This window comes from Paraclostridium sordellii (assembly GCF_000953675.1).
GTDB lineage: Bacteria > Bacillota > Clostridia > Peptostreptococcales > Peptostreptococcaceae > Paraclostridium > Paraclostridium sordellii.
Window position 1 is genome coordinate 3,105,076 of the sequence record NZ_LN679998.1, and the last position, 15,155, is coordinate 3,120,230.

Sequence of the window (15,155 nt, forward strand, 5' to 3'; positions counted from 1 at the left end):
TATTTCCCTCCTAGTGTTTGAAGTGTCTTATTCCTGTAAACACCATTACCATATCATTTTTGTTGCAAGCATCTATTGAGTCTTGATCTTTTATAGATCCTCCAGGTTGAACTATACCTTTTATGCCGTAATCACTAGCTAAAGTTACACAGTCATCAAATGGGAAAAATGCATCCGATGCTAGTACTGCTCCTTCAAAATCTTTATCTTTATTATTTTCTAAAGCATTTTTTAATGCCCATATTCTAGATGTTTGTCCACATCCAAGTGCTAATGTTTGTCCCTCTTTGACTATAGCTATAGCATTTGATTTCATATTTTTAACTATTTTCATTCCAAATTCCATATCTTTTTTCATTTTTTCATCAGCTTCATTCACTGTAACATTTTTATATTCATTAATTAATTTTTCATCTCTATCTTGAACTAATAATTTTCCATCTAAGTATTTTAGATCAAACCCTTGAAGACTATCTTCTATATTTGAAAGCTTTAATACTCTTAAGTTTTTCTTTTGTTTTAAAACTACAAGGGCTTCTTCTGTAAAGTCGTAAGCCACTACTATTTCTAAAAATATTTCATTTAGTTTTTTAGCAGTTTCCTCATCTACAGTTGAAGTAAATCCTACAATTCCTCCAAATATTGAAACCTTGTCAGCCTCATAACATTTTTTATAAGCATTAAAGCTATTATTTGCAATTCCAACTCCACATGGATTAGTATGTTTTACGGCTACACAAACTACATTTTTACTATCTTTAAATTCCCTCATTATTTCTAAGCATCCATGTAAATCATTTATATTATTAAATGAAAGTTCTTTTCCATTTAATTGTTCATAGTTTAATATTGGATTTTTAGCATTAGATTGAGTATAGATTACTGCTTCTTGATGAGGATTTTCACCATATCTTAAGCTATCTTCCTTTTGGAACGTCATAGTTAGATATTCTGGGAATTTATCATCTAATTCGCCTCTAAAGTAATTAGATATTAAAGCATCATATCTTGCTGTAGTTGCAAATGCTTTATATGCTAATTTTTTTCTATCCTCCAATGATATTTCTCCATTTTTTAAGCTCTCTATTATAGAATCATAATCTTTAACATCAACTACTACTAAAACATCTTTATAATTTTTAGCCGCAGATCTTATCATTGATGGTCCACCTATGTCTATATTTTCTATCATTACATCATGTTCTTTATTATTTTTTAAATTACCTTCAAAATCATATAAGTTAACAACAACTAAATCTATTGCTTCTATTTTATGCTCTTTAACTGTTTTAACATGTTCTTCATTATCTCTTTTATAAAGTATTCCTCCATGTATATATGGATTTAATGTTTTAACTCTTCCGTCAAGTATTTCTGGAAAGTTTGTAACTTCATCTATTTGTATAACTTTGCATCCTTTTTCCTTAAGCGTTTTAAATGTATTTCCTGTTGATATTATTTCATATCCTAAATCATTTAAATTTTTAGCAAAATCTACTACCCCAGTCTTATCAGTTACACTTATTAATGCTCTTTTAGTCATTTATAATTACTCCCCTTCCATTAACAGTTAATTTATTTTCACAATATAGTTTTACACTTTTTTTAAGAATTTTATGTTCTACATCTAGTACCCTTGATGCTAAAGTTTCTGGTGTATCATCATACTTAACTTCTACACTTTCTTGAATTATTATAGGCCCTGTATCTGCACCTTCATCAACAAAATGTACAGTAGCACCACTTAATTTTGCTCCATAATCTATAACAGCTTTATGAACTCGTTTCCCGTAATACCCTTCTCCACAGAAAGCTGGTATTAATGATGGATGAATATTTATAATTTTGTTTCTAAAAGTTTTTACAAAGTTTGGACTCATAATTTTTAAGTATCCAGCAAGAACTATTAAATCAATTTTTTCTATCTTTAATAATTTAATAACCTCATCTTCATTTTTCTCAACTATAGCTTTTATATTGTGTTTTTTAGCTCTTTCTAGACCATAAGCTCCATCTTTATTTGATATAACAAGCTTGACTTTTCCATTTATATATCCACTTTCACAACCATCTATAATGCTTTGTAAGTTGCTTCCTCCTCCGGATATTAAAACTGCAATGTTTAGCATAGACTTACTCCTTCATGGCTATCTACAACTTCACCAATTATAAAAGCTTTTTCTTCTCCTTCATTTATAAATTTAGTTATCTCTCCTGATTTATCTGAATCTACAACTATTACAAGCCCAATTCCCATATTAAAACTTTTGTGTAGTTCTATTTCATCTATAGAATTAAATTTCTCTATCATTTTGAATATAGGTGGCTTTTCCCAAGAATTTTTATTTATATTTATTCCAAGACCTTTTGGTATTACTCTAGGTATATTTTCTATAACTCCTCCACCTGTTATATGTGCTATTGCTTTTAAGTCATATTTTTCTATTAAATTCATAACAAGTTTCACGTATATCTTAGTTGGTACAAGAAGTGCTTCCCCTAATGTCATTTCTAATTCTTCTATATACTGATTTAATTCATATTTATATTCTTCTAAGAAAATCTTTCTTATAAATGAATATCCATTACTATGTATTCCGCTTGATGCGATTCCTATTAAAGTATCTCCTGCTTTAACACTTTTCCCACTTATTATTTTATTTTTATCTGCTATCCCAACTGAAAAACCAGCTAGATCATAATCTTCTTTTGAATACATTCCAGGCATTTCAGCTGTTTCTCCACCTATAAGTGCACATCCTGCTTGTTTGCATCCTTCAACTATTCCAGAAACTATATCATCTATTTTTTCAGGAACTAACTTACCTGTAGCTATATAATCTAAGAAAAATAATGGCTTAGCACCTTGACATATAAGGTCATTAACACACATTGCTACTAAGTCTATACCTACTGTATTATGAATATTTAGCATCTGAGCTAGTTTCAACTTAGTTCCAACTCCATCAGTCGATGAAAGAAGTACTGGTTCTTCCATATTCATAAAGTCTTTTAAACTATATAATCCACTAAAATTTCCTAAATCACCTATAACGTTATTATCATAAGTTCCTTTTATTTTATTTTTTATAAGATTAACAGCTCTATTTCCTTCGTCTATATCTACACCTGAGTCTCTATAAGTTAACATGATACAAGTTCCCCCTCATCGATTTTTTCAACTGGATATTTTCCATCAAAACATGCCTTGCAGAAAGTTGATTTATTTTCTGTTGCTTCTAAAGTTCCTTCTATACTTAAAAATTTAAGTGTGTCGCATCCTATATAATCTCTTATTTCTTCTAAATCATATTTTGAAGCTATTAAGTTAGAACGATGTGGAGTATCTATTCCATAGTAACAAGAGTGAGTTACTTCAGGAGAAGTTATTCTTAAATGTATTTCTTTGGCTCCCGCATCTCTTAATGATTTAACAATTTGTCTTGAAGTTGTTCCCCTCACTACTGAATCATCTACTAAAACAATTGACTTATCTTTTACTACATTCATTAATGGATTTAATTTTATCTTTACTCCTATTTCTCGTTCTTCTTGAGTCGGTTTTATAAACGTTCTTCCCACATATCTATTTTTAACAAGACCTTCTGTAAGTTTAATTTTACTAGCATTCGAATATCCTATGGCCCCAGCCCATCCAGAGTCTGGTACAGGAACTACTATATCTGCATTTATATTTTCATCTTGAGCTAAAATTTCTCCACACTTTACTCTAAACTCATATGCATTAACATTGTCTATGGTTGCATCATTTCTGGCAAAGTATATATGTTCAAATATACAACTTGCTTTTATCGGTTTATAATTTTCTCTATAGTGATATGATTTTAGTTTATTATCTTTTATCACAATAATTTCTCCAGGCTCAATATCTCTTAGAACTTCGCCTCCTAATATGTTAATTGCACAGTTTTCAGATGCTACTATATATGTGTCATCTTTTTTTCCTAATAATAATGGTCTAAATCCATGAGGATCTCTAACCGCTACAAGTTCATTTTCACTGCTCGCTATAACTAATGAATAAGCACCCTTTATATAATCCATAGTTATTTTTAAGCTTTCAACTATATCCCCTTTATAATATCTTGCTAGTATACAAAGTATAGCCTCTGTATCTGAATCTGATTGAAGCATATATCCTTCTTCTTCTAACATATTTCTTAAATAATTTGCATTAACAAGGTTTCCATTATGGGCTATAGATAATTGTCTCTTTCTACATCTTCCTACTAATGGTTGACAATTAGATAAGCTACTTCCCCCAGCTGTAGAATATCTTACATGTCCTATTCCTATATTTCCTTTTAGTTTTTCTAACTCACTAGATTTAAAAACATCTCCTACAAGTCCCATATCCTTTTTAAAATTTATTTGGTTTCCATTTAAAACTGATATACCGCAACTCTCTTGCCCTCTATGCTGTATAGAGTATAATGAGTAATACAGTTCTTTTGATATATCTTTATTCGAGCATATTCCTACTACACCGCACATTTAAATATCCCCCTGATTAATTTTCTATTCTAGAAAGAACTTCTGTGTATCCTTCTACTAAATCTCCCAAATCTCTTCTAAATCTATCCTTATCAAATTTCTCATTTGTATCTACATCCCAAAGTCTACAAGTATCTGGAGATATTTCATCAGCTAATATTATATTTCCATCTACATCTTTACCAAATTCTAATTTAAAATCTACTAGCTTAAAGTTCATACTTAAGAAGAATTTCTTCATTATCTCATTTATTTTTAAAGTTTCTTCTTTTAAAAATGCTAATTCTTCTCTAGTTGCAAGTTTCATTGCTACTGCATGATCATCATTTAGCATTGGATCTCCATAATCATCGTTTTTATATGAAAGTTCAAATATTGGTTCTTCTAAAACTATACCTTCTTCTATTCCATATCTTTTACAAAATGAACCTGCTGTTATATTTCTTACAATCACTTCAAGTGGTAAAATTTCAACTTTTTTAACTATCATTTCTCTGTCCGAAACCCCTTTTATAAAATGAGTCTCTATACCTTCTTTTTCTAACATTTCAAACATAGCTGTGCATATTTTATTGTTTAATATTCCCTTTGAATTTATTGAAGCTTTTTTTTCACCATTAAATGCTGTTGCATCATCTTTGTAGTAAACTAAGTATTCATTTTGATTTTCTGTACTAAATATTTGTTTTGCTTTTCCTTCATATAATAACATTTTGATTACCCCCTTAAATTTTGATCATCTTCTAATACTTTTAATTCCATCTCTTTTCTATAATTCTTTAATTGTTCTTTAATTACTGGATATTTAATGCTCATTATCTGAGTAGCCATTAATGCTGCATTTACTCCAGAATCTATAGTTACAGTAGCTACAGGTATTCCTTGTGGCATTTGAACTATTGAAAGAAGTGAATCTAATCCATCCATTGTAGATGACTTTATTGGTAACCCTATAACTGGTATTAAAGTATGCGATGCTATTACTCCTGGTAAATGTGCTGCTTTTCCTGCAGCTCCTATTATTACATCTGTATCATTTTCTATTTCTTTTAAAAAATTCATTAGCTGATTTGGTGTTCTATGAGCTGATAGTACTCTAACTGAAACTTCTATTTTGAACTTTTCTAAAAGTTCTATTCCCTTTTCTAATTTTGGATAATCTGATTTTGAACCCATAACTACTGCTACTTTCATATCACAATCCTCCTATTTTTACGTACATATAGACTTTATATATAGTTTAATATACATATTATATAACGAACTTTATATTTAGATAATATACTATTGTACGTATATTATCAACCGTATTTTTAATTTTGTTCGTATTTTTCTAATTTATATTTAATTTCAAATTAATAATAAATATAATTCATAGATATTACATTGAAAATTTTATATTTAAAAATTCTTTAATTTTATTTTTAATAAAAAATAGACTATCTAAAAATAAATATCTTATGAATAAACTCCTACTATTTATTCAAATGATTCGATATTTTTAGATAGTCTATTTTAAATTTTACAAACTAATAATCCTTATCCTTTTAGTATGTCTATAATTTTTCCTGTATACATATTAACCTCAAACCACCCACTAGTAGCAACATGACTTTCTTCTTTATTGGTTATAACATCATATGCATGAACAATATAAACATCCCCAGAAATATTATCTACTTCTATAAAGTTTGGAATATAGGATTTTTCATTTTTTAAATATTCTTTTACTAATTTTACAGCATCTTCTTTACTTAATTTTTCTTTTGTATTAGATACTGCTATAGCATTTGATTTTACATTATCTTTGTTTTCAAAACTCAAACTACTTGCACAACCTATAATTAAAAATCCTGAAATAACTATACTAACTACTAATAATCCGTATAATTTCATAAATTACCTCCAAATCAATCCATATCTTAACTATCTAATATAGTTCACAAGTTATAAATTTTTATTCAATTTATTATTCTATTAATTTTAAATTTTGCAAAAATATTAGAAATCTAATTAAGATGTTTGAAAGCTATTTATTGTGGTATCTATTTAAAATAATTAAAAATTATACTTAGGGAGATGAATTAAAGATGAAATCTTTAAAAGGAACTAAAACAGCACAAAACTTAATGAATGTATTTGCAGGGGAATCACAAGCAAAAAATAAATATCAATTCTATGCTAAAATAGCTAGAAAAGAAGGTTATGCTCAAATAGGGGATATATTTGATGAAACTGCACATAACGAAGAAATGCATGGTAAAATTTTCTTCAGATATTTATTAAATGATTTTACTGGCGAAGATTTACAAGTAACAGGCTCTTATGGGGTAGGTATGGGCACTACTTTAGAAAATTTAAAAACTGCTGCAAAAGGGGAAGATGAAGAAGACACTCTTTATTTAAAATTTGCTGCAGAAGCTAGAGAAGAAGGTTTTGAAGAGATAGCTGCTTCATTTACACATATACATGGTATAGAAGCTCATCATAGAGATAGATTCTTAAGATTAGCTAAAAACATAGAGGAAGGTATAGTATTTAAAAGACCTGAAGTTCATGAATGGATATGTACAGTTTGTGGATATGTTCATGTGGGAGAAGAAGCTCCTCAAGTATGTCCAGCATGTAAACATCCTCAAGGATATTATGAGCTAAGAGCTGAAAATTTCTAAGTATAAAAAAGGGTTAAGTACATATTTTATATGTATTTAACCTTTTTTTATATATTTTTTAAAATAAAAAAGAGACTGTATAGTCTCTTTTTTATTTGTTTTGTTGTAATTATTATAATAAAATAAATTTTAATATGAACATAATTGAAAGTAATATTAAGGATATATTTACTTCTTTTTTCTTACCTGTAGCTAATTTTAAAACTGTAAATGATATTATCCCAAATATAATACCATCCGCTATACTGTAAGCTAAAGGCATCATAGCAAATGTTAAGAATGCTGGAATAGCATTAGTAAAATCACTAAAATCTATTTGAAGTAATGAACTTGCCATCATAACTCCTACTAATATAAGCACTGGTGCTGTAGCTTGTGGCGGTATTGAAGTAAATATTGGAGCAAAGAATAGTGATAATAAGAATAATACTCCTGTTGTTAATGCTGTTAGTCCAGTTCTTCCTCCTTCTCCTATACCTGAAGCACTTTCCACATAAGCTGTAACAGTTGAAGTTCCAAGTAATGCACCAGTAGTAGTTGCTATAGCATCTGAAAATAATGCTTGTTTAGCTTTAGGTAGTTTACCATTTTCATCTAACATATTCCCTTTAGATGCTACCCCAACTAAACATCCTACTGTATCAAATAAATCAACAAATAAGAATGTAAATACTACTACAATCATATCTAAACTAAAAACTTGACTCGCAGGTACTGAGAAAGCTTGTAAAAATACAGGCTTTAAAGATGGTACTGATGAAACTATAGCTGAAGGTAATTGAACTAACCCTCCAACAATTCCTATTACAGTAGTTACTACCATAGCCAATAAAAATGTTCCTTTTACATTTTTTGAAAGTAATACTGCTGCTATTACTAATCCTGCTATAGCAAGTAAAACAGTTGGACTTTGCATATTACCAAGTTGTAATATAGCTCCTCCACCTTCTACTATTCCTGCATTTACTAAACCTATAAAAGCTATAAATAAACCTATACCAGCTGTAACAGCATGTTTTAAAACACCAGGTATACAGTCTATAATTTTTTCACGTACATTTGTTACTGTTAATAAAATAAATATTAAACCTTCTATTAAAACTGCACATAAAGCAAATTGCCAGCTATATCCCATTTGCAAAACAACTGTATATGCAAAGAATGCATTTAATCCCATCCCAGGAGCTAATGCAATCGGGTAGTTTGCTAATAACCCCATTACAGAACTTCCTATAAAAGCAGCTATAGCAGTTGCAGCAAATACTGCATTTTTATTCATTCCTGCATCCCCTAATATACTAGGATTTACAACTAATATATATGCCATCGTCATAAATGTTGTTATCCCTGCTATAATTTCAGTTTTAACATTCGTGTTATGGTCACTTAGTTTAAAAACTCTATCCAAAAAAGACTTATTTTTTTTCGAAGTTTGTGCTATTTGCATGTCTTTCCTCCTATTTATAAAATATAATTATAATTTCGTTCGTGTTTTATTAACTTTACAACTTAATTATATTTTATAACCAATATTTTTTCAAGTCATTTCCGAACATTTTTTTATTTTTTTTATTTTTTATTCATTTTTAGTTTGTTTTCTAATTTTATATAATAAAAAAACTAGTTTGAAATAGACTATAAGCTCTGCATCCTATTTCAAACTAGTTTTTGTTGTTTTATTTTGACTCTACTAATTCTTCTTTTGTTTCATTTTCTTTAATTTCATTTTCACTTAAACCTCTATTATATTTTTTTGTAAATATAACTACTAATAAAACTGATGCTATAAAATATAATGTACTCGCTATATAATAAGCATTCCCATATCCTGCTTCTGTTTTTAATAATGAATATCTAGCATATATCCCTGCAAATATACCTACTATAGAATTTGATATAAGTATAAATGAACTATATGCTGGAGCTAAGTTTTTAGGAACAAATGTAAGTGGTAGTGATTGCTGTATAGGATTCGATGCATTAGCCAGTCCTGATCTTAAAAATAATACAGCCCCTATTATCCATGCAATATTTCCTCCGAACATAGTACCATTAGCCATGATTAACATAAGAGGAATGCATAGTATCATTGATAGAGATATAGTCACTATAGATCCTAGTTTTTTCTCTAAAAATGGTGCTGCTAAAAATCCTAATACCATTGCTAACGTTTGCATTGTAATTATAGTAGACACCGTACCTCTACTTATATGCAAGAAATTATTTAAATATATTGGAAAATATGGTGTTATTAATAATGCTCCAAATCTTATTATGCTAAATATTACAACCCACATAAGAATATATTTATTACAAAATATTTTTAAATCAAATTTTTTCTCTGATTTTCTAGCTGCTATTTCTTCTTCTGTTTCTCTGTAATCTTCAACTCTCTCTCTTAAAAAGAATAAACAAATTAAGGCCAAAGCTGTAAATATAATTGCAATCCATAAAGCAAACTCATAAGAACTTATATAATATCCCATTTGAGTAGAATTTAATTTACTTGCATTTTCAGATAAAACTGAAGCTTTATCATAGCTTATATCTAAATATTTACTAAATTTCCATACGACGATTTTCCCATTTAAAAATGTTAATATTGATTGACTTATTAAGTTACAATACATAACTCTTGCGAACATAGAGATTCTTTTATCTTTTGGTGTATATGATGTGAACATTAGAGGATATATGAAGTCGAATAATCCGGCTCCAATATTAACTAAGATGTTGGCTACAAGAATAACTCCTGCATTACTACTATAAATACATGATAATAATGCTCCTATTAATACAACTGGTGCACATATTATAATTTTTTTGTATCCCAATTTGTGAACTAATAAAAGTGTCATTGCCATTATGAAAGTTCCTATAGATGTATACATTGGTAAGCCTTTTACAACATCTGGTACTGTTAAGTTAAGATATGATATGTACGAATCGTTGGTTATACCAGTAACAGCTCCCATGAAAATATAACTTACAATGAATATGGCACAATTGTATTTCCATCTCTTGTCCCAACTCTTATCATTGCTAGTAATTATACCTACTAATCTTTCTTCCATATACTTCACCCCTTGAGTTGTTTTTTTTAATTATATAACAATATTCAACAAAAAAATCATAGTTTTTGTTTACATAATATTTACATTAATGGAATATAATTTATATTTTTTAATTAGTTTAATTTTTAACAATTATATTCTTAATTTAGAAAATAAAAAATTAACTGAATTATACCTTAAGCTTTTTATTGATATTTATTATCAAATCAATAATATTTGATAATAAATTAAATATTATTTTTACAAAAATTATTTAATTTATTTAGCATTTTTTGAATTGTTTATTTAATTTTATTTAGCAAATAAAAAAGTCTATAAACATATTGTTTATAGACTTTAATTTTTATAAAAATGCAAATTTTAAAATGAATATTATACTTAATACAAGTAATGAAATCTTTGTTTCTTCCTTTTTTCCAGCAATTAATTTTAAGAAAGTATATGCTATTATTCCAAACATAATACCATCAGCAACACTATATGATAAAGGCATCATAATAAATGTTATAAATGCTGGTATCGCATCTGTAAAATCCTCAAAATTTATTTTTAATATAGAACTTGCCATCAAGAATCCTACTAGTATAAGTATCGGTGCAGTTGCTTGAGCAGGTATCGATACAAATAATGGAGCAAAGAATAAAGATATAAAGAACAAAATTCCCGTTACACATGCTGTTAGTCCTGTTCTTCCTCCTACAGCTATACCAGATCCACTTTCTACAGTAGTAGCCAATGTAGATGTTCCTAATACAGATGCTGAAGTAGTAGAAATAGACTCAGCTAGTAATGCTTTTTTTACATTTGGCATATTCCCATTTTCATCTAATAAATTAGCTCTTTGAGCTATTCCTAATAAAAATCCAATTGAATCAAACATATTAACAAATAATAATGTAAGAACTATAACTAGCATATCTAAACTAAATATCTGACTACGACTTACATCAAATACTTTCATAAATACAGGCTGAATAGATGGTGGTAAATCTATTATTCCAGTTGGCATAGGTACTATAGTAAATATCATCCCTATGGCAGATGTTATTATTATAGATATTAAAAATGCTCCGTTTACATTTTTTATTAATAATGTAGCCGCTATCATTAAACCTATTATAGCAAGTAAAACTACAGGAGACTTAATATTTCCTAAAGATATTATAGCTCCTCCTTGTTGAACTATACCTGCATTTACAAGCCCTATAAATGTTATAAATAATCCTATTCCAGCTGTAATTGCATGTTTTAAAACCTCTGGCATACATTCTATTATCTTTTCGCGCACATTAGTTATTGTTAATAATACAAATATAACTCCCTCTATGAACATAGCACATAAAGCAAATTGCCAAGTATATCCCATACCTAGTACTACAGTATAAGTAAAAAATGCATTTATACCCATACTAGGCGCTAATATTATAGGATAATTTGCAAGTAATCCCATTACAAAGCACCCTATACCTGAAGCTATAGCTGTTGCTGTGAATACCGCTCCTTTATCCATTCCAGCTTGTCCTAATATGCTAGGATTTACAACTAATATATATGCTATAGTCATAAAAGTTGTTACTCCTGCTAAAACTTCTGTTTTAACATTTGTGTTATTTTTACTTAATTTAAAAAACTTTTCTAAAGTATTTTGCATATTTTCCTCCAATGATGATATGTTTTCGTCTATAAAAATAAAATAAAAAAATAAAAAGCTTAAGCTTTTTATTTTTTTATAATTTATTAATTAAGTGTTCGAATAAACTTTTTATTCCCATTCAATAGTTCCAGGAGGTTTACTAGTTATATCATAAACTACTCTGTTAGCTCCATCAACTTCATTAACTATTCTATTAGAAATCTTTTCTAATACATCATATGGCATCTTATACCAATCTGATGTCATACCATCAGAAGAAGTAACAGCTCTTATACCTACTAAGTAAGCATATGTTCTTTCATCTCCCATAACTCCAACAGTTTTTACATCAGGTAAAGTAGCGAATGCTTGCCATATTTCACTGTATAATCCAGCTTTCTTTAACTCGTCCATGTATATAGCATCAGCTTCTCTTAAGATATCACATCTTTCTTTAGTAACTTCACCGATAACTCTTATTCCAAGACCTGGTCCTGGGAATGGATGTCTATATATTAAATCGTAATCTATACCAAGCTCTAAACCTATTTTTCTAACTTCATCTTTGAAAAGTTCTCTTAAAGGTTCAACTATTTTAAATTCTATGTCTTCAGGTATTCCTCCAACATTGTGGTGAGATTTTATTGTAGCAGCTTCTCCTTGTCCACTTTCTACAACGTCTGGATATATAGTTCCTTGAACTAAGAAGTCCATTTTACCTAATTTGTTAGATTCCTCTTCGAATACTCTTATAAACTCTTCACCTATTATTTTTCTCTTAGCTTCAGGCTCTGTTACACCTTTTAATTTAGATAAGAATCTATCTTCACAGTTAACTCTTATTAAATTCATATCGAACTTATCTCTAAATATTCTTTCAACATCATTTCCTTCATTTTTTCTAAGAAGTCCATGGTCTACGAATACACATGTTAAATTATCACCTATAGCTTTATGAACAAGTACAGCTGCAACTGATGAGTCAACTCCACCACTTAATGCACAAAGTACTTTCTTATCTCCTATAGTTTCTTTTATTTCTTTTATTTTTTCTTCTATGAATGAATCTGTTGTCCAATCTCCACTAACTTCACAAACATTGTATAAGAAGTTTCTTAATACTATATCTCCTTCTAAGCAATGTTCAACTTCTGGATGGAATTGAACTCCATATAATCTTTTCTCTGGATGATGCATAGCTGCTACTGGACAATCATTTGTATAAGCTGCTACTTCAAATCCTTCTGGTAAAACATCAATTAGGTCAGTATGGCTCATCCAAACTGTATTTGTAGTCATACCTGTAAATATATTTGATTCATTATATGTTATAGTTGTTTTTCCATATTCTTTTTCTGCATTAGTACCTTTTCTTACGTTACCACCTAATAAGTGAGCCATTAATTGAACTCCGTAACATATTCCAAGTATAGGCACTCCTATTTCGAATATTTCTTTACTTATTTTTGGAGATTCCTCTAAATATGCACTATTTGGTCCTCCAGTAAATATTATTCCTTTTGGATTTTTTGCTTTTATTACTTCTATATCTGTAGTATGAGGTAATATTTCACAGTAAACATTATTCTCTCTTACTCTTCTAGCTATTAATTGGTTATATTGGCCACCAAAATCTATTACTAAAACTAATTCATGTTGCTTTTTCATATTTTATACCTCCCCTTGAGTGCTATAATTCGGTGCTTCTTTAGTTATTGTTATATCGTGTGGATGACTTTCTTTTAAAGACGCTGATGTTATTTTTATAAACTCAGAATTTTCCATTAAGTCTTTTATAGTAGCTGCTCCACAATATCCCATACCGGCTCTTATACCACCTATCATTTGGTATACTATGTCTTCAGCTTTACCTTTATATGCAACCATTCCTTCAACACCTTCAGGAACTAATTTCTTAGCATCATTTTGGAAGTATCTATCTTTAGATCCTTTTTCCATTGCTCCTATTGATCCCATACCTCTATAAGTTTTATATGATCTTCCTCTATATAATACAGTTTCTCCTGGACTTTCCTCAGTTCCTGCAAACATAGATCCCATCATACATATTGAAGCTCCTGCTGCTAATGCTTTTACTATATCTCCAGAGTACTTTATTCCTCCATCAGCTATTACTGGAACTCCATACTTATGTCCTACTTCAGCACAATCCATAACTGCTGTTACTTGTGGAACACCTATTCCTGCAACAACTCTTGTTGTACATATTGAACCAGGTCCTATACCAACTTTAACACAGTCTGCTCCAGCTTTAATTAAATCTTCTGTTGCAGCTGCTGTTGCTACGTTTCCAGCTATAACTTGTAGCTTTGGATATCTTTCTTTTACTTTTTTAAGTGCATTTATAACACCCATAGAATGTCCATGTGCACTATCTAAAACAACAACGTCAACATTTGCTTTAACTAATGCATCTACTCTATCCATTAAATCAGCGCTTATTCCAAGAGCTGCTCCACATAATAATCTACCTTGAGCATCTTTTGCCGAATTTGGATATTGTATTTTCTTTTCTATATCTTTTATAGTTATTAATCCTTTTAAATGTCCTTCTTCATCAACTATTGGTAATTTCTCTATCTTATGTTTCTTTAATATTTGTTGAGCCTCTACTAAGTTTATCCCTTCTCTAGCTGTAACAAGATTTTCACTTGTCATAACTTGATCTACTTTTTTAGTAAAGTCATCTTCAAATTTTATATCTCTATTAGTTATTATCCCGATTAATTTATTGTCTTCATCAACAATTGGTACACCCGATATTTTATATCTTGCCATTATATCATCAGCATCTTTTATAGTATGTTCTTTTGATAAGAAAAATGGGTCTACGATAACTCCACTTTCACTTCTTTTTACTTTGTCAACTTCTAATGCTTGATCTTCTATAGACATATTTTTGTGTATTATTCCTATACCACCTTGTCTAGCCATTGAAATTGCCATTTTAGATTCAGTAACAGTATCCATCCCTGCACTCATTAATGGTATATTTAATTTTATAGTTTTTGTTAATTGAGTTTGTGTACTAACATCTTTTGGTAATACCTCTGATTTTTGAGGAACTAAAAGTACATCATCAAAAGTTAATCCTTCTTTTAATATCTTTGCCATATCGGTTGCCCCCTTCATTATTTTTATAATATTTAATTAGTTTTTATATAATCGAACTTTTTTATACTTTTTAATTACAAAACTTTATCAATTGTAAAAAAGGGTACAAAAAAACCTGTATAATAA

General features: G+C 29.1%; 13 protein-coding genes. 1 reads left to right on the forward strand and 12 read right to left on the reverse strand.

The annotated features are described in order from the left end of the window. Positions 1–10: 10 nt before the first annotated feature. The 7 genes from purH to ATCC9714_RS15065 form a co-directional block, all read right to left on the reverse strand. Positions 11–1,543, reverse strand: a complete 1,533-nt coding sequence (purH, locus tag ATCC9714_RS15035; RefSeq protein WP_057537010.1) for a bifunctional phosphoribosylaminoimidazolecarboxamide formyltransferase/IMP cyclohydrolase — start codon at positions 1,541–1,543, stop codon at positions 11–13. Further along, positions 1,536–2,129 (reverse strand): phosphoribosylglycinamide formyltransferase, encoded by a 594-nt coding sequence (gene purN, locus ATCC9714_RS15040; protein ID WP_057545774.1) that lies wholly within the window; start codon positions 2,127–2,129, stop codon positions 1,536–1,538. Before purN ends, purH begins: the two co-directional genes overlap by 8 nt. Further along, the gene (gene purM, locus ATCC9714_RS15045) at positions 2,123–3,151 is read right to left on the reverse strand and encodes a phosphoribosylformylglycinamidine cyclo-ligase (protein WP_057545775.1); all 1,029 of its coding nucleotides are present in this window, start codon (positions 3,149–3,151) and stop codon (positions 2,123–2,125) included. The genes purN and purM overlap by 7 nt, the downstream gene beginning before the upstream one ends. Continuing rightward, positions 3,145–4,515, reverse strand: coding sequence for an amidophosphoribosyltransferase (gene purF, locus ATCC9714_RS15050; protein WP_054630702.1), 1,371 nt, complete (start codon positions 4,513–4,515; stop codon positions 3,145–3,147). Before purF ends, purM begins: the two co-directional genes overlap by 7 nt. 16 nt (positions 4,516–4,531) lie before the next feature. Next, a complete protein-coding gene (gene purC / locus ATCC9714_RS15055) occupies positions 4,532–5,227 on the reverse strand; it encodes a phosphoribosylaminoimidazolesuccinocarboxamide synthase (RefSeq protein ID WP_055332839.1) in 696 nt (231 codons plus the stop codon). A gap of 5 nt (positions 5,228–5,232) precedes the next feature. Continuing rightward, complete coding sequence (gene purE / locus ATCC9714_RS15060) at positions 5,233–5,709, reverse strand: 5-(carboxyamino)imidazole ribonucleotide mutase (protein ID WP_021121802.1); 477 nt, start codon at positions 5,707–5,709, stop codon at positions 5,233–5,235. Between the two features lie 345 nt (positions 5,710–6,054). Then, positions 6,055–6,411, reverse strand: coding sequence for a hypothetical protein (locus tag ATCC9714_RS15065; protein ID WP_021127478.1), 357 nt, complete (start codon positions 6,409–6,411; stop codon positions 6,055–6,057). Between the two features lie 194 nt (positions 6,412–6,605). Here ATCC9714_RS15065 and rbr point away from each other — a divergent pair, with 194 nt between their 5' ends. Next, on the forward strand, positions 6,606–7,187 hold the full coding sequence (gene rbr / locus ATCC9714_RS15070) for a rubrerythrin (RefSeq protein WP_021127477.1): 582 nt from the start codon (positions 6,606–6,608) through the stop codon (positions 7,185–7,187). A 112-nt stretch (positions 7,188–7,299) separates the two neighbouring features. Here the strand turns inward: rbr and ATCC9714_RS15075 are convergent, their stop codons facing one another. The 5 genes from ATCC9714_RS15075 to guaB form a co-directional block, all read right to left on the reverse strand. Further along, positions 7,300–8,634 carry an NCS2 family permease gene (locus tag ATCC9714_RS15075; protein ID WP_057545776.1) on the reverse strand — a complete coding sequence of 445 codons (1,335 nt, stop codon included), beginning with the start codon at positions 8,632–8,634 and terminating at the stop codon, positions 7,300–7,302. Positions 8,635–8,863: 229 nt separating this feature from the next. Continuing rightward, the gene (locus ATCC9714_RS15080) at positions 8,864–10,261 is read right to left on the reverse strand and encodes an MFS transporter (RefSeq protein WP_057545777.1); all 1,398 of its coding nucleotides are present in this window, start codon (positions 10,259–10,261) and stop codon (positions 8,864–8,866) included. Positions 10,262–10,604: 343 nt separating this feature from the next. Next, positions 10,605–11,912 (reverse strand): NCS2 family permease, encoded by a 1,308-nt coding sequence (locus ATCC9714_RS15085; protein ID WP_057545778.1) that lies wholly within the window; start codon positions 11,910–11,912, stop codon positions 10,605–10,607. Between the two features lie 111 nt (positions 11,913–12,023). After that, positions 12,024–13,562, reverse strand: coding sequence for a glutamine-hydrolyzing GMP synthase (gene guaA, locus ATCC9714_RS15090; RefSeq protein ID WP_057545779.1), 1,539 nt, complete (start codon positions 13,560–13,562; stop codon positions 12,024–12,026). Between the two features lie 3 nt (positions 13,563–13,565). Next, positions 13,566–15,029 (reverse strand): IMP dehydrogenase, encoded by a 1,464-nt coding sequence (gene guaB / locus ATCC9714_RS15095; RefSeq protein ID WP_021127472.1) that lies wholly within the window; start codon positions 15,027–15,029, stop codon positions 13,566–13,568. Positions 15,030–15,155: the final 126 nt, after the last annotated feature.

Bases quoted from the DNA above. Each gene is read 5' to 3' on its own strand.
- purH (WP_057537010.1), bottom strand. From the start codon at position 1,543: ATGACTAAAAGAGCATTAATAAGTGTAACTGATAAGACTGGGGTAGTA.
- ATCC9714_RS15085 (WP_057545778.1), bottom strand. From the start codon at position 11,912: ATGCAAAATACTTTAGAAAAGTTTTTTAAATTAAGTAAAAATAACACA.
- guaB (WP_021127472.1), bottom strand. From the start codon at position 15,029: ATGGCAAAGATATTAAAAGAAGGATTAACTTTTGATGATGTACTTTTA.
- ATCC9714_RS15075 (WP_057545776.1), bottom strand. From the start codon at position 8,634: ATGCAAATAGCACAAACTTCGAAAAAAAATAAGTCTTTTTTGGATAGA.
- purM (WP_057545775.1), bottom strand. From the start codon at position 3,151: ATGTTAACTTATAGAGACTCAGGTGTAGATATAGACGAAGGAAATAGA.
- guaA (WP_057545779.1), bottom strand. From the start codon at position 13,562: ATGAAAAAGCAACATGAATTAGTTTTAGTAATAGATTTTGGTGGCCAA.
- ATCC9714_RS15065 (WP_021127478.1), bottom strand. From the start codon at position 6,411: ATGAAATTATACGGATTATTAGTAGTTAGTATAGTTATTTCAGGATTT.
- ATCC9714_RS15080 (WP_057545777.1), bottom strand. From the start codon at position 10,261: ATGGAAGAAAGATTAGTAGGTATAATTACTAGCAATGATAAGAGTTGG.
- purC (WP_055332839.1), bottom strand. From the start codon at position 5,227: ATGTTATTATATGAAGGAAAAGCAAAACAAATATTTAGTACAGAAAAT.
- purE (WP_021121802.1), bottom strand. From the start codon at position 5,709: ATGAAAGTAGCAGTAGTTATGGGTTCAAAATCAGATTATCCAAAATTA.
- purF (WP_054630702.1), bottom strand. From the start codon at position 4,515: ATGTGCGGTGTAGTAGGAATATGCTCGAATAAAGATATATCAAAAGAA.
- rbr (WP_021127477.1), top strand. From the start codon at position 6,606: ATGAAATCTTTAAAAGGAACTAAAACAGCACAAAACTTAATGAATGTA.
- purN (WP_057545774.1), bottom strand. From the start codon at position 2,129: ATGCTAAACATTGCAGTTTTAATATCCGGAGGAGGAAGCAACTTACAA.